Source organism: Streptomyces sp. NPDC055400, from assembly GCF_053644375.1.
In genome coordinates this window covers 608,419-626,385 of sequence record NZ_JBSHLM010000003.1, presented here as the reverse complement: position 1 = coordinate 626,385, position 17,967 = coordinate 608,419, and the positions used below count along the sequence as shown (strand labels likewise).

General features: G+C 70.4%; 22 protein-coding genes and 1 tRNA gene. 18 read left to right on the top strand and 5 right to left on the bottom strand.

The window, feature by feature from the left end:
- Positions 1-29 precede the first annotated feature (29 nt).
- The 3 genes from ACWIGU_RS10980 to ACWIGU_RS10970 all read left to right on the top strand — a co-directional run bounded on the left by ACWIGU_RS10980 (position 30) and on the right by ACWIGU_RS10970 (position 1,324).
- Positions 30-671 carry an HhH-GPD-type base excision DNA repair protein gene (locus ACWIGU_RS10980; protein ID WP_454399535.1) on the top strand — a complete coding sequence of 214 codons (642 nt, stop codon included), beginning with the start codon at positions 30-32 and terminating at the stop codon, positions 669-671.
- 65 nt (positions 672-736) lie between these two features.
- A complete protein-coding gene (locus ACWIGU_RS10975) occupies positions 737-1,102 on the top strand; it encodes a hypothetical protein (protein ID WP_454399533.1) in 366 nt (121 codons plus the stop codon).
- Positions 1,103-1,171: 69 nt separating this feature from the next.
- A complete protein-coding gene (locus tag ACWIGU_RS10970) occupies positions 1,172-1,324 on the top strand; it encodes a hypothetical protein (protein ID WP_199842118.1) in 153 nt (50 codons plus the stop codon).
- Positions 1,325-1,385: 61 nt separating this feature from the next.
- On the opposite strand, the gene ACWIGU_RS10965 is transcribed toward ACWIGU_RS10970, so the two are convergent.
- The gene (locus tag ACWIGU_RS10965; RefSeq protein ID WP_454399531.1) at positions 1,386-3,140 is read right to left on the bottom strand and encodes a helicase HerA-like domain-containing protein; all 1,755 of its coding nucleotides are present in this window, start codon (positions 3,138-3,140) and stop codon (positions 1,386-1,388) included.
- Between the two features lie 121 nt (positions 3,141-3,261).
- Here ACWIGU_RS10965 and ACWIGU_RS10960 point away from each other — a divergent pair, with 121 nt between their 5' ends.
- Together ACWIGU_RS10960 and ACWIGU_RS10955 are read left to right on the top strand one after the other, a co-directional pair.
- A complete protein-coding gene (locus ACWIGU_RS10960; protein ID WP_003955420.1) occupies positions 3,262-3,558 on the top strand; it encodes a type II toxin-antitoxin system VapB family antitoxin in 297 nt (98 codons plus the stop codon).
- A gap of 101 nt (positions 3,559-3,659) precedes the next feature.
- Positions 3,660-4,304, top strand: coding sequence for a LytR C-terminal domain-containing protein (locus ACWIGU_RS10955; RefSeq protein WP_454399529.1), 645 nt, complete (start codon positions 3,660-3,662; stop codon positions 4,302-4,304).
- A gap of 35 nt (positions 4,305-4,339) precedes the next feature.
- Here the strand turns inward: ACWIGU_RS10955 and upp are convergent, their stop codons facing one another.
- Positions 4,340-4,975 carry a uracil phosphoribosyltransferase gene (gene upp / locus ACWIGU_RS10950; RefSeq protein ID WP_356277399.1) on the bottom strand — a complete coding sequence of 212 codons (636 nt, stop codon included), beginning with the start codon at positions 4,973-4,975 and terminating at the stop codon, positions 4,340-4,342.
- A gap of 95 nt (positions 4,976-5,070) precedes the next feature.
- Between upp and ACWIGU_RS10945 the strand changes: the two genes are divergently transcribed.
- The 9 genes from ACWIGU_RS10945 (at position 5,071) to ACWIGU_RS10905 (ending at position 10,381) form a co-directional block, all read left to right on the top strand.
- Positions 5,071-5,265, top strand: a complete 195-nt coding sequence (locus ACWIGU_RS10945) for a hypothetical protein (protein ID WP_454399527.1) — start codon at positions 5,071-5,073, stop codon at positions 5,263-5,265.
- Between the two features lie 153 nt (positions 5,266-5,418).
- A complete protein-coding gene (locus ACWIGU_RS10940; protein ID WP_100599120.1) occupies positions 5,419-5,970 on the top strand; it encodes a tRNA adenosine deaminase-associated protein in 552 nt (183 codons plus the stop codon).
- A gap of 38 nt (positions 5,971-6,008) precedes the next feature.
- Positions 6,009-6,530, top strand: coding sequence for a tRNA adenosine(34) deaminase TadA (gene tadA / locus ACWIGU_RS10935; RefSeq protein ID WP_454399525.1), 522 nt, complete (start codon positions 6,009-6,011; stop codon positions 6,528-6,530).
- 80 nt (positions 6,531-6,610) lie between these two features.
- A tRNA-Ser gene (locus tag ACWIGU_RS10930) sits at positions 6,611-6,695 on the top strand.
- 208 nt (positions 6,696-6,903) lie between these two features.
- Positions 6,904-7,080, top strand: a complete 177-nt coding sequence (locus ACWIGU_RS10925; protein WP_100599122.1) for a hypothetical protein — start codon at positions 6,904-6,906, stop codon at positions 7,078-7,080.
- Between the two features lie 31 nt (positions 7,081-7,111).
- Complete coding sequence (locus tag ACWIGU_RS10920) at positions 7,112-7,405, top strand: Dabb family protein (protein ID WP_100599123.1); 294 nt, start codon at positions 7,112-7,114, stop codon at positions 7,403-7,405.
- A gap of 180 nt (positions 7,406-7,585) precedes the next feature.
- Positions 7,586-8,401 (top strand): RNA polymerase sigma factor SigF, encoded by an 816-nt coding sequence (locus ACWIGU_RS10915; protein WP_356277391.1) that lies wholly within the window; start codon positions 7,586-7,588, stop codon positions 8,399-8,401.
- 246 nt (positions 8,402-8,647) lie between these two features.
- Entirely contained in the window at positions 8,648-9,508 is an 861-nt protein-coding gene (locus ACWIGU_RS10910; RefSeq protein WP_100599125.1) for an RNA polymerase sigma factor SigF, read from the top strand.
- A gap of 69 nt (positions 9,509-9,577) precedes the next feature.
- Positions 9,578-10,381: a hypothetical protein gene (locus ACWIGU_RS10905; protein ID WP_454399521.1), complete on the top strand. Its 804-nt coding sequence runs from the start codon at positions 9,578-9,580 to the stop codon at positions 10,379-10,381.
- 28 nt (positions 10,382-10,409) lie between these two features.
- Here the strand turns inward: ACWIGU_RS10905 and ACWIGU_RS10900 are convergent, their stop codons facing one another.
- Complete coding sequence (locus tag ACWIGU_RS10900; RefSeq protein ID WP_100599127.1) at positions 10,410-10,619, bottom strand: hypothetical protein; 210 nt, start codon at positions 10,617-10,619, stop codon at positions 10,410-10,412.
- 174 nt (positions 10,620-10,793) lie between these two features.
- Between ACWIGU_RS10900 and ACWIGU_RS10895 the strand changes: the two genes are divergently transcribed.
- The 4 genes from ACWIGU_RS10895 (at position 10,794) to ACWIGU_RS10880 (ending at position 15,415) form a co-directional block, all read left to right on the top strand.
- Positions 10,794-11,288 carry a MarR family winged helix-turn-helix transcriptional regulator gene (locus ACWIGU_RS10895; RefSeq protein WP_454399519.1) on the top strand — a complete coding sequence of 165 codons (495 nt, stop codon included), beginning with the start codon at positions 10,794-10,796 and terminating at the stop codon, positions 11,286-11,288.
- A gap of 13 nt (positions 11,289-11,301) precedes the next feature.
- Positions 11,302-13,845, top strand: a complete 2,544-nt coding sequence (locus tag ACWIGU_RS10890; protein ID WP_454399517.1) for an MFS transporter — start codon at positions 11,302-11,304, stop codon at positions 13,843-13,845.
- Positions 13,846-14,079: 234 nt separating this feature from the next.
- Positions 14,080-14,898, top strand: coding sequence for a YceI family protein (locus ACWIGU_RS10885; protein WP_454399516.1), 819 nt, complete (start codon positions 14,080-14,082; stop codon positions 14,896-14,898).
- 46 nt (positions 14,899-14,944) lie between these two features.
- Positions 14,945-15,415 (top strand): PPOX class F420-dependent oxidoreductase, encoded by a 471-nt coding sequence (locus ACWIGU_RS10880; protein WP_454399514.1) that lies wholly within the window; start codon positions 14,945-14,947, stop codon positions 15,413-15,415.
- A gap of 60 nt (positions 15,416-15,475) precedes the next feature.
- Here the strand turns inward: ACWIGU_RS10880 and ACWIGU_RS10875 are convergent, their stop codons facing one another.
- On the bottom strand, positions 15,476-16,261 hold the full coding sequence (locus ACWIGU_RS10875; RefSeq protein WP_454399513.1) for a TetR/AcrR family transcriptional regulator: 786 nt from the start codon (positions 16,259-16,261) through the stop codon (positions 15,476-15,478).
- 87 nt (positions 16,262-16,348) lie between these two features.
- Complete coding sequence (locus ACWIGU_RS10870; RefSeq protein WP_454399511.1) at positions 16,349-17,857, bottom strand: MFS transporter; 1,509 nt, start codon at positions 17,855-17,857, stop codon at positions 16,349-16,351.
- Positions 17,858-17,967: the final 110 nt, after the last annotated feature.

The window sequence follows — 17,967 nt, the reverse complement described above, 5'->3', positions numbered from 1 at the left end:
CCCGGCCCGCGCCGCGCGATCATCGACACATGGACGTCACTCTTCACCTCGCCCAGGAGCCGGACGCCGACGCGCTCCTCGGCCGCAGCCCCCTGGCCGCGCTCGTCGGCATGCTGCTCGACCAGCAGGTACCGATGGAGTGGGCGTTCGCGGGCCCGCACACGATCGCCCAGCGCCTGGGCGCCGACGATCTCGACGCGCACGAGATCGCCTCCTACAACCCCGAGGCCTTTGCCGAGCTGCTGTCCGCCAAGCCGGCCGTGCACCGCTACCCCGGCTCGATGGCCAAGCGGATCCAGCAGCTGTGCCAGTACCTCGTCGAGCACTACGACGGGGACGCGAGCGCCGTCTGGGAAGGCGTGAAGGACGGCAAGGAACTGCTCAAGCGCCTGGGCGACCTGCCCGGCTTCGGCACGCAGAAGGCCCAGATCTTCCTGGCCCTGCTCGGCAAGCAGCTCGGGGTACGCCCCAAGGGCTGGCGCGAGGCCGCGGGTGCGTACGGCGAGGCGAAGTCCTTCCGGTCGGTCGCCGACATCACGGGACCCGAGTCGCTCACGAAGGTGCGGGCGCACAAGCAGGAGATGAAGGCGGCGGCGAAGGCGGCCAAGGCCGCGGGGAAGCAGGACCCGAAGGGGGTCCCGCCGCGCGTCAGCACACGCCGCGCCCCGTAGCCCATGAGGGCGGATCTCGTCCGCCCTGATCGTCTTCGGGGCGCCACCGGGGGACATTTACGTCCATGAGCACGCGCTCCTCCCCAGCGGGCGCGGGCCGCCGCACCGCGCGACGGCCCGCGTGGGCCCGGACGTTGCTCGTCCTCCTCACCCTGCTCGGCACGGCGTTCGCGTCCACGGTCCCGTGCGCCGAGGGCGCGCCCGCGCACGCTGCGTCCTCCTCGTCCTCCTCCACCGAACCCGGCGAGCTCCACCAGGACGCCCCCGACACCGCACTGCGCCTGCCGACGGCGCAGGTGGCGCGTCCCCCCGTTGAACGCGCCACCCTCGTGCCCCGTGCGCGCCCTTCCGCGCCACCCGCGCGCCCCCGTGCGCCCCGCGCCACCCTCAACTCCCTGAACGTCCTGCGCTGCGTCGTCCTGCGCTGCTGACAGTCCGGCTCCGCCCTCCCGGCGGACCCAGCCTGCACACCCCCCACGCACGACAAGGACGACACCCTCATGCCCATCGACCCTTACGCGGTCCTGCGCGCCCTCCTGCGCGCCGAAGCGGTACGCGACGGTCGCGCCGTACGCCCCGCACGCGAGACCCCGGAACCCACGCCCCCGACCGACGACAAGGCACAGGACACGGACCCGCAGGACCGCACCTGAGCCGCCCGCACGACAAAGTCCCGGCCCCGCACCCGCGGGACCGGGACCTCCACCGAGACCGTTACCTCCGCCGCGTCCCGAACAGCGACCGCGAGATCTCCCGCCCCAACTGCGTACCGACCGACCGGGCAAGCGACTTGAAGATCCCGCTGCCCACCACCTGTTCCACGACCGACGCGTCCTCCTTGGGCTTCCCGCGCCCCCCGGAACCCCGCGCCGCCGCCTTCTCCGCCTTCTCTGCCTTCGTTGCTTTCTCCGCCTGCGCGGCCCGCGCCTCGGCGTCCTTGCGCGCCTGCGTCTCGGCCTCCTGGGCCGTCAGCTTCTCGTACGCGGACTCACGGTCGACGGCGTTCGCGTAGCGCGGGTACAGGGCCGACTCCTTCACGGCCTTGTCGAGCGCGGCCGCGTCGACGGGCGCCATCCGCGACTCGGGCGCCCGCAGCCGGGTCGCGGCGACCGGCGTCGGCGCGCCCTTCTCGCTCAGCACGGTGACCACGGCCTCACCCGTACCGAGCGAGGTCAGCAGCTCCTCGAGGTCGTACGCGGAGTGGGGGAACGTCCTGACGGTCGACTTCAGCGCCTTCTGGTCGTCGGGCGTGAAGGCGCGCAGCGCGTGCTGGACCCGGTTGCCGAGCTGGGCGAGGACGTCGGACGGCACGTCTTTCGGTGTCTGCGTCACGAAGAACACGCCCACGCCCTTGGACCGGATCAGCCGCACGGTCTGCGTGATCGCCTCCAGGAACGCCTTCGACGCGCCGCTGAAGAGCAGATGCGCCTCGTCGAAGAAGAAGACCAGCTTCGGCTTCTCCACATCACCGACCTCGGGAAGGTCCTGGAAAAGATCGGCGAGCAGCCACATCAGGAACGTCGAGAAGAGATGCGGCTTGTCCTGCACGGCGGGCAGTTCGAGTACGGAGACCAGGCCGCGGCCGTCCGGGGCCGTGCGCAGCAGTTCGCTGCTGTCGAACTCGGGCTCGCCGAAGAAGTCGCCCATGCCCTGCTGCTCGAACGCGGTCAGGGAGCGCAGGATCACCCCCGCCGTCGTGGTGGAGAGCCCGCCGATGGTCTTCAGCTCCTGCTTGCCCTCGTCGGAGGTGAGGAACGTGACGACCGCGCGCAGGTCCTTGAGGTCGACGAGTTCGAGGCCCTTCTGGTCCGCGTAGTGGAAGATCAGGCCGAGCGACTGCTCCTGCGTCTGGTTGAGCTGGAGGCACTTGGAGAGCAGGACCGGGCCGAAGCCGGTGATGGTGGCCCTCAGGGGGATGCCGGGGCCGATGCCGCCGAGCGCATAGAACTCGCTCGGACAGCCGGTCGCCCGCCACTCCTGACCGACCTCGGCCGACCGCTGCGTCACCCTGTGGCTCGGCTCGCCCGGGGCCGAGATGCCGGAGACGTCGCCCTTGATGTCGGCGAGGAAGACGGGGACGCCCTGCGCGGCCAGCTGCTCGGCGATGAGCTGGAGGGTCTTGGTCTTGCCGGTGCCGGTGGCGCCAGCGACGAGGCCGTGCCGGTTGAGCATCCCCAGCGGAATCCGGATCTGCGCGTCCGGCAGGCACTGGCCGTCCCACACGAGCGCGCCGAGATCGAGGGCGGGCCCGGCGAAGGCGTACCCGGCGGCGATCTCCAGGGCGGGGGCCGGGAGAGCGGGGGCCGTGGTGACGGGCTCAGGGGCCGTGGTCCCGGCGGGGGAAGCGTCACCTGTCCCGCCCGGGGCCGAGGAAGCTGCGGTTCCGGGCGTCAACCCGGCGCCCGCGCCTACCCCCGATGAAGGCTTCGCATGCGCCGGCCCAGCCGGTATCGGCTCGCTGTCACTCATTTCTGGCCCCTGTCCCCGGATTGAGTGTTCCCGGTTTGCCCCTGTTTAGGGCGTCATTTCCCAGAGTCGCACTCCGTCTCCATGGCTGCGCCCGGAGAGCCGGGCCCGGTAGGCTTTCCGTGTGATCTTCAAGCGCATCGGAAACGGCCGGCCGTACCCCGACCACGGCCGGGAAAGCACCCGGCAGTGGGCGGACGTCGCGCCGCGCCCGGTCCGCCTCGATCAGCTCGTGACGACCAAGGGCCAGCTCGACCTCGAGACGCTGCTCGCCGAGGACTCGACGTTCTACGGCGACCTCTTCGCGCACGTCGTGAAGTGGCAGGGCGACCTGTACCTCGAGGACGGTCTGCACCGCGCCGTGCGCGCCGCGCTCCAGCAGCGCCAGGTGCTGCACGCCCGCGTCCTCGAGCTGGGCTGAGCCGCGGGCCGCGCGCCCGCGTTGACCCTTTCGGGTAGTCCCCGGCGTCGGCCAATGATCATTTAGTAGGAATCACCGCCGGGGCGCACTACGCTGCGCCCATGAGCATGCTCACTCCCCCCGGCATGGGCGGCAAGTACCGCATCACGGGAGACAAGTATCCGCGCATGCGCCGGAGCCGCGGGCGCAGCAGGATCGTGCTCGCCGTCGTCGCCTCCGTCGTGGCGGTCGGCCTGATCGGCTGGGGCACTCTGCAGCTGATCGACGTCTTCACCGGCGGCGGTGACAAGGCCTCGGCCGCGGGAGCCACCGGCGACTGCCGGACGAAGACCTCGGCGTCGCCCTCGGCGAGCCCGAAGACCCTGCCGAAGCCCGGCCAGGTCACGGTCAACGTCCTCAACGCCACGCCCCGCAGCGGCCTCGCCAAACAGACGGCGGACGAGCTGAAGAAACGTGGCTTCGCCATCGGCGACGTGGGCAACGCGACGAAGGCGTACGACAAGAAGGTCAAGGGCCCCGGGCTGCTGCTCGGCGCCAAGGCGGCCACCGACGCGGCGCTGCCGGTCCTCGGCACGCAGCTCGCCGGCGCCGAGCTGAAGACCGACACCCGCGCCAAGCCGGCCGAGGTCGACCTGATCATCGGCACCGCGTTCAAGCAGCTCACGGCGAAGGCGGACGCCGACAAGGCCCTGGCCGCGCTGGCCGAGCCCTCAGCGGCGTCCGCCACGTCGAAGAAGCACTGCTGAACTGAACCGGAGCGACGAGATCCCTTACGGGGTGGCTACTCGGCCGCCCCGTACATCCGGTCGCCCGCGTCGCCGAGGCCCGGGACGATGTACCCGTTCTCGTTGAGCCGCTCGTCGACCGAGGCCGTCACGACCGTCACCGGCGTACCGGCGAGCTCGCGCTCCATGATCTCCACGCCCTCGGGGGCGGCGAGCAGCACCACGGCCGTCACGTCGTCCGCGCCGCGCTTGATCAGCTCCTGGATCGCCGCGACGAGCGTGCCGCCGGTGGCCAGCATCGGATCGAGGACGTAGACCTGCCGCCCGGAGAGGTCGTCGGGCATGCGCGTCGCGTACGTGGACGCCTGGAGCGTCTCCTCGTCGCGCACCATGCCGAGGAAGCCCACCTCGGCGGTCGGCAGCAGCCGCACCATGCCGTCGAGCATGCCGAGACCGGCCCGCAGGATCGGCACGACCAGGGGCCGCGGGTGGGAGAGCTTCACGCCGGTCGTGCCCGAGACGGGGGTCTCGATGTCGACCTGCTCGGTGCGCACGTCCCTGGTGGCCTCGTACGCGAGCAGGGTGACCAGCTCGTCGGCGAGGCGCCGGAAGGTCGGGGAGTCGGTGCGCTTGTCGCGCAGCGTGGTGAGTTTGTGCGCCACCAGCGGGTGGTCGACGACGTGGATCCGCATGTCCTCAACAGTAACCGGGTCCGGGACGCCCTCGTGCTGGCATCAAACCCGCCATCGGAGGGAAAGTCGGAAGGACCGACTGGGGGGGTGCGCCTATGCCGGATCAGGGCCGGTACGACCGGGGACAGGACCCGGAGCCGGAGGACGCCGAGGACGGGCGCAGACGGCGCCGAGCCCAGTTCCTGCGGGAACTCGCGGAGGCGCGCGCGCTGCGCGACCGGGTCCGGCCACGCCGTGCGAGGGCGGCACGAATGCGGCAGCAGATGCGCATGCGCACGCTCCGCTGGTGACGCCGCGCGAACACAGCGGGCGGAAGACCTCTCCTGAAGCGATGGTTTCTGCCACGATTCCGATTGGGCGGGGCTCGGAACTGCACACCCCGCCTCCCGAGTCCGCCGGGGGGAACCCCAACCGGCACACCTGAGACCAGTGGGAGAGTCACGGTGTACTTCGCCGCACTGCTCGCGCGCACCGAAGACGGGTGGGAAGCGAGCGATACAGAGCTCGACGACGTGGAGGCCCTGTCGGATCTGACCGACCTGGCCCGTGAAGCCTCGGCCGGTGCCGAGGACGACACAGTGCTCGTCTTCATCGAACAGGAGGACGCCTGGTTCGGCGTCGTCCGTGTGGACGGCGAGGAGGACCCTCGCATCTACGTCTCCGACGCGGCCGCGGCCGCCCGGAGTTCGTACGGCGAGATCCTGCTCACCGACGAACTGCTCGGAAAGGATCCCGACCAGGACGAGCTGGACGCCCTGGATCTCGACGGGACCGAGGACGGCGAGCCCGACCCGGCCGACGAGGACGAGGCCGGGGACGACGACGCGGCGGATCCCGCCGCCGAGGCCGTGCCCCCGGGCCCGATCGGGGACCGGCTGATCCTCGCCGACCTCGGAGTCTCCGAGAAGGAGCTCCTCGCCCTCGACACCAACGACGCCCTCAGCGAGATCGCCGAGGTCCTGGGAGCGGCGGAGGTCCTCGAAACGGTCCGATAGGTCCCACCCGTCCACCATGTGCCCCTTTCTCCACGACGATGCCGGTACCGGCCGCGGTCGGCTACATTCCGCCCGTGAGCACCGCAGACCAGACACCGGACCCCGTACGCGACCCCTGGCGGCAGGCCATGCGCCTCGCCGTCCGGGAGGCGCGGCTCGCCGCCGAGGGCGGTGACGTGCCCGTCGGGGCCGTCGTGCTCGCCCCGGACGGCACGACCGTGCTCGCCTCGGGGCACAACGAGCGCGAGGCGGCCGGCGACCCGACCGCGCACGCGGAGGTGCTCGCGATCCGGCGGGCGGCCGCGGCGCTCGGGGAGTGGCGGCTCACGGGGTGCACGCTCGTCGTGACCCTGGAGCCGTGCACGATGTGCGCGGGCGCCCTCGTCCAGTCCCGGGTCGACCGGGTCGTCTACGGGGCCCGCGACGAGAAGGCCGGGGCGGCCGGGTCCCTGTGGGACGTCGTCCGCGACCGGCGCCTCAACCACCGCCCCGAAGTGATCGAGGGCGTACTCGCCGACGAGTGCGCGCAGCAGCTCACGTCCTTCTTCCGGGACCGCTAGGGGTGCCTGGAAAGCGCTCCGGACGGGTCTCCCGGATACGGATTTCAGACCACGGCCCAACGTGGGCTAGGATCTCTCTCGGTAGCGTGTCCGAGCGGCCGAAGGAGCTCGCCTCGAAAGCGAGTGTGGCGCAAGTCACCGTGGGTTCAAATCCCACCGCTACCGCTGACAACACCCCTCTTCCCCGGGTCACCGGAGAAGAGGGGTGTTCTGCATGTCCGGCCATGTCCAGCCGCACGCAGACCGATCGGGCAAAACGCCCCGCCCGCCGGGCCGTTGGCATCGAAAACCGGATAACCGGCTGAACAGATGTCCGGGATACACTCACGCCCGGCACAGGGGTCACACGGGATACAGGCAGGGAGGCCAGAGCGTGGTGCAGACGAAAAAGATAGGTCTCTTCGTCGTCGTCGTGTTCGTCCTCTACGTGATCATCACCGACCCGGCCAAGGCCGCGGACTACGTCCAGATAGGCTTCGAGGGCGTCTCGTCCGCCGCTCAGAGCATCGGCGACTTCATGACCTGGGTCGTCAACGGCGGCGGGAACTGAGCGACCTCGCCAGCGTCTGCAAGGAGTGCCCGTGATCCGCCATCTGGTCCTCTTCAAGCTCAATGAGGGCGTCCAGCGCGACGAGCCTCGCGTCGTCGAGGGCGTCAAGGCCTTCCGCGCACTCGGTGAGCAGATCCCGGAGCTGACGTTCTGGGAGTGCGACTGGAACATCACCGACCGCCCCATCGCCTACGACTTCGCCATCAACTCGGCGGTCGAGGACACCGATGCGCTCAAGCGGTACATCGAGCACCCGGCCCACCAGGCAGGTGTCGCGCAGTGGCGCGAGTTCGCCACGTGGGTGATCGCGGACTACGAGTTCTGAGCGAACCGCACGGCAGAGCGGCCCTTCACCGGAACGGCGAAGGGCCTTTTTTTCTGCTCCATATGCCCCAACTTGCCCTTCAACACGTAGTTATGCGGTGCTTGCACACAGTGCACCTGTCTTGTGATGCTATGACCGCTTTTGACGGATGAGTTGACGGACGAGCTGACAGAGACAGAGGTGGCGTTGACCGTGCCGGCCAGTACAGCGCCTCAAGCACCGCCCGCGAAGAGCCGGGGCGCCGACACCCGTGCGCTGACCCAGGTCCTCTTCGCCCAGCTCAAAGACCTGCTGCCGGGGACCCCCGAGCACACCAGGGTGCGCGCCGCCCTCATCGAGGCCAACATCCCGCTCGTGCGGTACGCGGCGGCCCGCTTCCGCAGCCGCAACGAGCCGATGGAGGACGTCGTCCAGGTCGGCACGATCGGGCTCATCAACGCGATCGACCGCTTCGACCCCGAGCGCGGCGTGCAGTTCCCGACGTTCGCGATGCCGACCGTCGTCGGCGAGATCAAGCGCTACTTCCGCGACAACGTCCGCACGGTCCACGTGCCGCGCCGGCTCCACGAGTTGTGGGTGCAGGTGACCGGCGCGACCGAGGACCTGACCACGGCGTTCGGGCGCACCCCCACCACCGCCGAGATCGCCGAGCGCCTGCGCATCGGCGAGGACGAGGTGCTCGCCTGCATCGAGGCGGGGCGCTCGTACCACGCGACCTCGCTGGAGGCGGCCCAGGAGGGCGACGGAATGCCCGGCCTGCTCGACCGGCTCGGCTACGAGGACCCGGAGCTCGACGGCGTCGAACACCGCGATCTCGTACGGCATCTGCTCGTTCAGCTGCCCGAGCGTGAGCAGCGGATCCTGCTGCTGCGCTATTACAGCAATCTGACGCAGTCACAGATCAGCGCGGAATTGGGCGTTTCCCAGATGCACGTGTCGAGGCTGCTGGCCAGAAGCTTCGCGCGGCTTCGATCCGCAAACAGGATCGAAGCGTAACCGGAACGAGTGGAGTGCCTTTCTCGGCACTTCCCCGCCGAAATACGTCAGTTCCCCGCCACACCCCCCTTTTCCTGCACGGATTCACCCCATCCATGTCGACATGTCACTACAGCGTGTTGCCGACATGTGACATTCTGCTGGAACCGCGTTTGCCGCAGTCCCGCCTCCGGTATTCAGGTGGAGGCTGCGTTCCTTCCAGACGGGAGCGCCCGCCGCGACCGTCCGCAACCTCAAGGGGGTGGCATGTCCGCAGTCCAGGGCAGCTCGAAGGTGCTCACGCTCAGCAAGAGCGCGTCAGCGCCCGACGTGCTTCACAGCCCGCCGGTATCCGGGGCTTCCGAAGCCATCGACACCCGCACCCTGTCCCGCTCCCTCTTCCTGCGGCTCGCCGCACTCGACGAGAACAGCCCCGAGCGTGGCTACGTACGGGACACCCTCATCGAGCTGAACCTCCCACTGGTCCGGTACGCCGCGGCCCGCTTCCGCAGCCGGAACGAACCGATGGAGGACATCGTCCAGGTCGGCACGATCGGCCTGATCAAGGCGATCGACCGCTTCGACTGCGAACGCGGCGTGGAATTCCCGACGTTCGCGATGCCGACCGTCGTCGGCGAGATCAAGCGCTTCTTCCGTGACACGTCCTGGTCGGTGCGCGTGCCGCGCCGGCTCCAGGAGCTGCGGCTCGCGCTGACCAAGGCGAGCGACGAGCTGGCCCAGAAGCTGGACCGCTCGCCGACCGTGCCCGAGCTGGCCGCGGTGCTCGGTGTCTCCGAGGACGACGTGGTCGACGGGCTCGCGGTGGGCAACGCCTACACCGCCTCCTCCCTCGACTCCCCGGCGCCCGAGGACGACGGCGGCGAGGGCTCGCTCGCGGACCGCCTCGGCTACGAGGACACGGCCCTGGAGGGCGTGGAGTACCGCGAGTCACTCAAGCCGCTGCTCGCAAAGCTCCAGCCGCGCGAGCGCCGCATCATCATGCTGCGCTTCTTCGCGAACATGACGCAGTCACAGATCGGCGAGGAGGTCGGCATCTCGCAGATGCACGTGTCGCGCCTGCTCACGCGGACGCTGTCGCAGCTCAGGGAAGGCCTGATCGCCGACTGACGCACCGCGCGCGCCGCCGGTGCCGTTGACGGGCTTCCGAATTGACGGACCGTCAGACACACTGGCGCGATGCGACGAGCATCGATACGCGGCCGCCGAGGCGCCCTGACGGGTGCGACGGCGGCCGTGGTCTGCCTGGGCGGTCTCCTTGCGGCGTGCGGGAGTTCCGGCGGCGGTGATGGTTATGTGGCGGTCGGCGCGGCCGGTGCCACGCCGGAGCGGACGCCGGGGCGCACGGTGGCGCCGACCGGTGATGTGGAGCTGGTGCCGCTGGACGGGGCCGACTCGGATCCGCCGGGTCCGTCGGGTCCGTCGGAGGGCGGGACGGGCAGCGCCGAAGGCGGCGGCAAGTCCCCCGGTGGCGAAGGCAGTTCAGGGGATACGGGCGCCGGGGCCGGAGCGCAGGCGCGTACCGACGGCGGCTCCGGGGCGTCCGAGGCGTCGGGGCCCGGCGGGTCCGGGTCGCCGTCCGCCGGCGGTTCCGGCGCGGGCGGCTCCGGCGGCGGCAGTTCCGGCGGTGGGGCGACGACCACGCCGTCCGCCCCGGACACCGGCACCCCGAGCGGGCCCGCCGCCCTGAAGGTCGGGGACCCGGAGCGCGAGGCCGCGGACAAGCGGTGGTGCGAGGACGTGACCCTGGACATGGTCAACACCGGTGGTACCGCGGTGCGTTCGGGCACGGTGACGTTCGGGACGCACATCATCGGCGCCCTCGGCATCGACTGGGCCACCGTCGAGTCCACCCAGGACCTCCCCGTGCCGATCGACGCGGGGAAGCGGAAGAAGAGGACCTGGACCGTGTGCGTCGACGCCTGGCGGGTGCCTCTCGGCATGCACGTGGAGACGCGCGACGTCTCCGTCGAATGGAAGTGAGCGGCTCTCGCGCGCGAGCCGCGATGACCTACTTGAGGGCCAGCCAGGCCACGCCGGCCACGATGACGACGGCGAGCACGATGCCGAGAATCAGACCGGCGCCGGGTCCCGACTTCGCCGGGGCGGCCTGCTGGCGCGACGGCGAGGCAGGTTCGTCGACGAAGGCGCGGAACATCTGGGTGCTCCCCGCGGGGTCGTAGTTGCCTTCGGGGGCCGGGCCCTGGGGGTTGTGTGCCATGGGGAAGGACCCTAGCGAATACGTGCGGGCGACGCCACACCCATGCTGAGCTGCAGCTTTACATGTGCAACCCCTCCCCTTTACCGGGTTTTTAGGCTCGTACACCCCTTTTCGTTTGCCTGCGGCAACCAACTGTCTCTATGGTTGCCCTAAGCAACGAACGTAGGAGGTGCCGTGGCGGAGCAGAGTCAGTACGAAGAGCTCGCCCGACAGTTCAGTGCCTTCGGTGCCGTCAAACGAGACCTCCAGCGGTCCCTGCCACACGACTGTCCGGCCGGTTCGGCCGCGGTTCTCATGCTCCTCGGCCGGTACGGCGAGATGCGGATGAGCCGCCTGGCGGAGCTGCTCGCCGTCGACATGTCCGTGACCAGCCGCCACGTGGCGCACGTCGCCGACCGCGGCTGGATCGACCGGTCGCCCGACCCCGCAGACAAGCGCTCCCGCATCCTCAGCCTCACCGATCAGGGCCTGAAGCAGATCGAGCTGCTCTCCGAGCGTTCGACCGAACTGCTCGCCTACCGGTTGAGCGACTGGTCCGACGACGAGGTCGGGCAGCTGATCGCGATGATGAGCCGGCTCCGCGAGAGCTTCGGCGACTGCCGGTACACACCGGGGCTCGTGCAGGCACTTCCGGACGCCACCGAAGAGACCACCCGTACACCCGCGTAAGTAAAGGAACCCCATGGCAACAACCACACCAGCAGGTGTGCGGGGCAGCCACGCCAAGCATGGAGGCGCAGCCGCCCCCGGCAGCGGCGCTCCGATGACGCACAAGCAGATCATGGAGGCGCTGTCCGGGCTGCTGCTCGGCATGTTCGTCGCGATCCTGTCGTCGACGATCGTCACCAACGCGCTTCCCGAGATCGTCGGCGACCTGGGCGGCGGCCAGTCCGCCTACACCTGGGTCGTCACCGCCTCGCTGCTCGCGATGACCGCGACGACGCCCCTGTGGGGCAAGCTCGCCGACATCTTCAGCAAGAAGGCGCTCGTCCAGATAGCCCTGATCGTCTACGTGGGCGGCTCGGTCGTGGCCGGCCTCTCGCAGAGCCCGACCATGCTGATCGCCTGCCGCGTGGTGCAGGGCATCGGCGTCGGCGGTCTGTCCGCCCTCGCGCAGATCGTCATGGCCGCGATGATCTCCCCGCGTGAGCGGGGCCGTTACTCCGGCTACCTCGGTGCGACCTTCGCCGTCGCCACCGTCGGCGGCCCGCTGCTCGGCGGCGTCATCACCGACACCTCGTGGCTCGGCTGGCGCTGGTGCTTCTACGTCGGTGTGCCGTTCGCGATCATCGCGCTCATCGTTCTGCAGAAGACGCTGAAGCTCCCCACGGTCAAGCGGGACAACGTCAAGGTCGACTGGGCCGGTGCCTTCTTCATCACCGCCGCGGTCTGCACCCTGCTCCTGTGGGTGACCTTCGCCGACGACAAGTACGACTGGCTGTCGTGGCAGACCGGCGCGATGGTGGGCGGCGCCGTCGTCCTCGCGCTGATCTTCATCTTCGTGGAGACCAAGGCCGCGGAGCCGATCATCCCGCTGCGGCTCTTCCGCAACCGCACCATCACGCTCGCCTCGATCGCCTCGCTCTTCGTGGGTGTCGCGATGTTCACGGGCACCGTGTTCTTCTCGCAGTACTTCCAGCTGGCGCGCGGCAAGTCGCCGACGATGTCCGGTGTCATGACGATCCCGATGATCGGCGGCCTGTTCATCTCGTCGACCGTCGCGGGCCAGATCATCACCAAGACCGGCAAGTGGAAGGCGTGGCTGGTCTCCGGCGGCGTCCTCATCACGGCGGGCCTCGGACTGCTCAGCACGATCCGCTACGACACCCCGTACTGGCGCGTCGCGATCTTCATGGCGCTCATGGGTCTCGGCATCGGCATGATGATGCAGAACCTCGTGCTCTGCACCCAGAACCAGGTCGCTCCGGAGGACATCGGTTCGGCCAGCTCCACGGTCACCTTCTTCCGCTCCCTCGGTGGTGCGATGGGTGTCTCGGCGCTCGGTTCGATCATGGCCACGCGCATCACGCACTACGTCAAGGACGGCCTCGCCGACCTCGGTCCCAAGGGTGCCGCCCTGGGCCACGGCGGCACCGGCGGCGGCGCCATCCCGGACCTGGACAAGCTCCCCGCGCCGCTGCGCACGATCATGGAGAGCTCGTACGGGCACGGCATCGCGGACGTGTTCCTGATCGCCGCTCCGATCGCGCTGCTCGCGCTCATCGCCACGCTGTTCATCAAGGAGATCCCCCTGCGTACCTCGAACTCCCAGGCTGTTCCGGCCGCCGAGTCCGAGTCCGAGGCGCCTGTGGCCGCGGCTGCGGCTGCCGGTGCTCCCGAGGCGGAGGAGCTCGTTCCGGCCATGGCGGCCGCGGTCTCCGCGCCCTCTTCGGACGGCTCGACCCAGCGTCTCCAGGCGGTCGCCACGACGGCGGGCAGCGTCCCGGCGACGGCGTCCACCGGTGGCGGCACCCCGGTCCGCGGCTTCGTCCGCGGCTCCGAGAGCGCCCCGGTGGCGCGGGCGGCGGTCACGCTGATCTCGCTCGGCGGACGCCAGCTGGGCCGCGCGGTCTCCCAGGGCGACGGCGCCTACGGCCTCGACGCCCCCGGCGCCGGTTCGTACGTCCTGATCGCCTCGGCCGACGGCTACCAGCCGCAGGCCTCCACGGTCGTCGTCGGCGAGGAGCCGGTCGCGTACGACATCCTGCTCAGCGGCACCAGCGGCCTGAGCGGCGTCGTGAAGTCCGTGGACAGCAAGCTGCCGGTCCCCGGCGCCATGGTCATCGTGACCGACGTCCGCGGTGACGTCCTGGCCACCGGACTCTCCGGCGAGCAGGGCGAGTTCACCTTCGCCGAGCTGGTCCCGGGCGCCGTGACCGTTGCGGTCAACGCGGCGGGCCACCGTCCGCTCGCGCTGCCCGTCGAGGTCGGCGGCACCGGGGTCACCCGGGTCGAGATCGAGCTGCACTCCGGTGCGCAGGTCGCCGGTGTGGTCCGGGCCGCGGGCGGCGCGCTGAACGACGCGCGGGTCACGCTCGTCGACGCGGCGGGCAACGTGGTCGCCACGGCGACGACCGGTCACGACGGCGCGTACGCCTTCACCGACCTGGACAGCGGCGATTACACGGTCATCGCGACCGGCTACCCGCCGGTGGCCACCGGTCTGACGGTCAACGGCGGCGGCGCCGAGGGCCACGACATCGAGCTCGCCCACCCCGGCGAGTGACGACCCCGGGCGGGGGCGCGCTTCGAGCGGAGACGCGCCCCGGCCCGGTAGTGGGAAAAGGACCCCGGAACCGGTGGCGGCACTACGGCAGGGGACGGCCGGCCGCCACCGGACCGGGGTCCGGCCCGTTTACGGGCCATCGACCAAAGGGGCCTCAGCCATCGGTTCGAGGACCCAGCGGCGGGCGGCCACGCCCGCGAGAGCGGCGCCGGTTCTCCGGCGCAAGGGAGAAGCATGGGACTGAGCGCGCGGATCCGTACCAGGGACGGATGGGCTCTGCCGCACGCCGTCGTGACGGTGACCGACATGACGGGTGCGCAGGTGCTGCGGGCCGAGGCCGACGACGAGGGGGCCGTGCACGACGCGGTGACCCTGACCCCGGGCCCGTACGTGGTGATCGTGACGGCGGTCGGTTACGCGCCGACGGCGTCCACGGCGATGGTGACGGCGAGCGGCCGTGCCGACGTCGGCACGGTGGTCCTCGCCCGGCAGGGCGGCGCCGAACTGCCGCCGCCCGGGCCGTGGACGATCGACCCGGTGCACTCCTCGGTGGGCGCGGTCGCGCAGCACCTCGGCATTTCGAGCGTGCACGGCCGGTTCAAGGAGTTCGGCGGGCGCATCGAGATCGCCCAGGACGTGGAGAAGTCGCGGGTGGAGGCGGTCATCAAGGCGTCCTCCATCGACACGGGCAACGGCATGCGGGACGGGCACCTGAAGACGCCCGACTTCCTCGACGTCGAGACGTTTCCGGAGATCACGTTCCGCTCGACCGGCCTGGAGCCGGCCGGGTCCGACCGCTGGACGGTGCACGGCGAGCTGACGCTGCACGGTGTCGTACGGCCCGTGGACCTGAACCTCAGCTACCTCGGCACGGGCGCGGACCCGTGGGGCGGCACCCGGGCGGCGTTCCGGGCGACGACCGAGCTGAAGCGCGAGGACTTCGCGATGAACTACAACCAGGTCGTCCAGGCGGGCATCTCCGCGATCGGCACGACGCTGAAGGTGGAGCTGGACATCCAGGCGGTGCAGGGGGACGCGCTGCCGCAGGTGTGAGAGCGGTCCGGGGTTCGAGCGCGGTCCAAGCCGTAGGGTGCTGGACATGGCACCCAGCATCGCTTCCAACACCCGCGTCTCCCTGGACGAGTTGCTCGAGTTCGTCCGCCCGCGCCACCGCGCGCTCCTGCTGACCGCCCGCGCCGACGGAACCCCGCAGGCCTCCCCCCTGACCTGCGGGGTCGACGACTCCGGGCGGATCGTCGTCTCCACCTATCCCGAACGCGCCAAGACCCGTAACGCCAAGCGGAACCCGCAGGTGAGCGTGGTCGTCCTGAGCGACGACTGGAACGGCCCGTGGGTCCAGATCGACGGCACCGCGGAGGTCATCGACTCGCCCGAGTCGGTGGAACCGCTGGTCGAGTACTTCCGCAACATCTCGGGCGAACACCCCGACTGGGACGAATACCGCGCGGCGATGCTCAAGCAGGGCAAGTCCATCATCCGCATCACACCGCAACGATGGGGGCCCGTGGCGACCGGCGGATTCCCGGCATCTCTCGCCCCCAGCGAGTAGAGGCCGAAACGCTGGGACCTGTGGCGACCGGCGGATTTCCGGCGCGTCTCGCGTGAAGTCCTAGCCGGAGGCGTTCCGCTGGGCCGCGACCATCGTGTCGATGCCGGCCACCAGCAGGTCGAGCGCGATCCGGAAGTCGGCCTCGCGGATGTCCTCCACCTTGTGCCCCTCGGTGCCCGCCATCAGCACCCGCGCGTTCTCGTAGTCCTCGGCCATTTCCGGGGCCAGTTCGCCGAAGGCGCCCATCGCGTGGTGGTAGTACTCGTCCTGGGTCATCCCGGCGTCCGCGCAGCGCTGCACGAAGTGGCCCTCGATGGTCCCGTACCCGTACACGAACTGGAAGACGGCGGCGATCGCACCCCGCTGGCCCTGCGGGGTGAGGCCGGTGTCCTCGATGATGCGCTGCACCTGGCGCGAGAACGCCAGCGAGTGCGGGCCGATGTTGAGGAAGTGGCCCGTGAGCGGGGAGGTCCAGGGGTGGCGCACCAGGCTCGCGCGGTACACCCCGGCGAGCTGCCTCAGCGGGGTGCGCCAGTCGCCGTCGGGCGCCGCGGGCTCGGGCAGGTCCATCTCGCCGAAGACGCGGTCGAGGGCCAGCTCCAGGAGGTCGTCCTTGGTGTCGACGTACCAGTAGACGGACATCGCGGTCACGCCGAGCTCGGCCGCGAGGCGCCGCATCGAGAACTTGGCGAGGCCCTCCGCGTCGAGGAGTCTCACCGTGGCCTCGGTGATCCGCTCCCGGTCGAGCGTGCTGGGCGCCTCGCTCCTGCGGGTACGCGGCGTCTTGCCCTCCAGCCAGACGCTCGTCCGCGCCGGACGCCCCGCGCGGTCGGCTGCCTTCGCCATGGCGCACCTTCCCAAAGTCCTCGTACCGGCCCGGTTCCGGCAGCGGACCGGAATAGCCCGGTCCGCCACCACCGATGCTAAGTGCAGCTACGCCGCGGCCGTCACCGCTGAGTCTGCCCGCTCCGCCCTCCTGAGCAACGCCGCGGCCAGCAGGCCGCCCACGAGCACGGCGACCGCGCCGACCAGCTGGCTGGTCTCCAGACCCGAGGAGAACGCGTCGGCGATCCGCTCCCGCTCCGCCCCCGACTTCGCCGCGGCGAGCGCCGCAGGGAGCGAGGCCGCGGAGACGGATACGAGCGCGGCGAACCGGGAGTTCAGCACGGCGCCGAGGACGGCCACACCGAGACCGTTGCCGAACTCGGCGAGCGTGCCGTTGACTCCGGCGCCGACGCCCGCCTTCTGAGGCGGGATCGCGCTCATGATGGCGTTCGCCATGGCGGGCATGGCGACGGAGATGCCCGCGCCCATCACGACGAGGCCGAGCAGCATGCCCCCGTACGAGTCCCCGCCGAGCAGGGCGATCGCGGCGAGGCCGGCCGCGAGGCACGACATGCCGGTGGCGATGGTCGCGGGGGTGCCGAGCTTCGGCAGGATGCGCGCGCCGACGCCGGCGAGGTTGAGGACGACGACCGTCAGGGCCATGGGCGCCGTGCGCAGACCGGCCTCCAGGGCCCCGTAGCCGAGCACGAACTGGAGGTGCTGGGTGAGCAGGAAGAGCGAGCCGCCCATGCCGAAGGCGACCAGGATCGCGCCGGCGACGGCCCCGGTGAACTGCTGGTTGCGGAAGAAGTGCATGTCCAGCATCGGGTACGGGATCCGGAGCTCCCACACGACGAACGCGGCCAGGACCACGAGCCCGACCAGCGCGGAGAAGCCGACGTGCGCGGACGTCCAGCCGTGCTGCGGACCGGAGATGATCGCGTAGACGACGCCCGTCATACCGATGGTGGAGAGAAGTGCGCCGACCAGGTCGGGGCGGTCGCCGAGGGGGTTCTTGGACTCGGGGACGAGCGCGAGGACCGCGATCAGGCCGACCAACGCGACCGGGATGTTGATCAGGAAGATCGCGCCCCACCAGAAGTGGTCGAGCATGACGCCGCCGATGAGCGGGCCCGCGGCGAAGCCGAGGGAGTTCACAGTGGCCCACAGGCCGATCGCCCTGACCCGCTCCTTGTCGTCGAAGATCTGCACGACGACGGCGAGCGTGGTGGTCATCAGGAGCGCGCCGCCGACGCCCATGCCGGCGCGCGCGGCGATCAACTGCCCGGTGGACTGGGCGAGTCCGGCGACCAGCGATCCGGCGCCGAACAGCACGAGCCCGGCCGCGAGCATCTTCTTGCGCCCGTAGCGGTCGGCGGAGCTGCCCGCGGTGAGCAGCAGACCCGACTGGACCAGCGAGTACGCGTTGATCATCCACTGGATGTCGGAGGTCGAGGCGTCCAGCTCCCGGGTGAGGGAGGGGATCGCCACGTTCAGGACGGTGTTGTCGAGCAGCACGGTGAGCTGGGCGAGGCAGATGACGCCGAGGATCAGCCAGCGATGGGGGTGGCCGCCGCCGGTGGCGGCCGTTGAGTTCTCGGCGGTCGTCGCCGTCATGTCCAGATTCCCCTATACAGTGTATGTCGAGTGACGTCGTACACCGTATAGCCGTCGCCGCGTGGCGGCCAAGTCACTTTTCGACGCCGGACACCCGCTAGCGTTCTCCC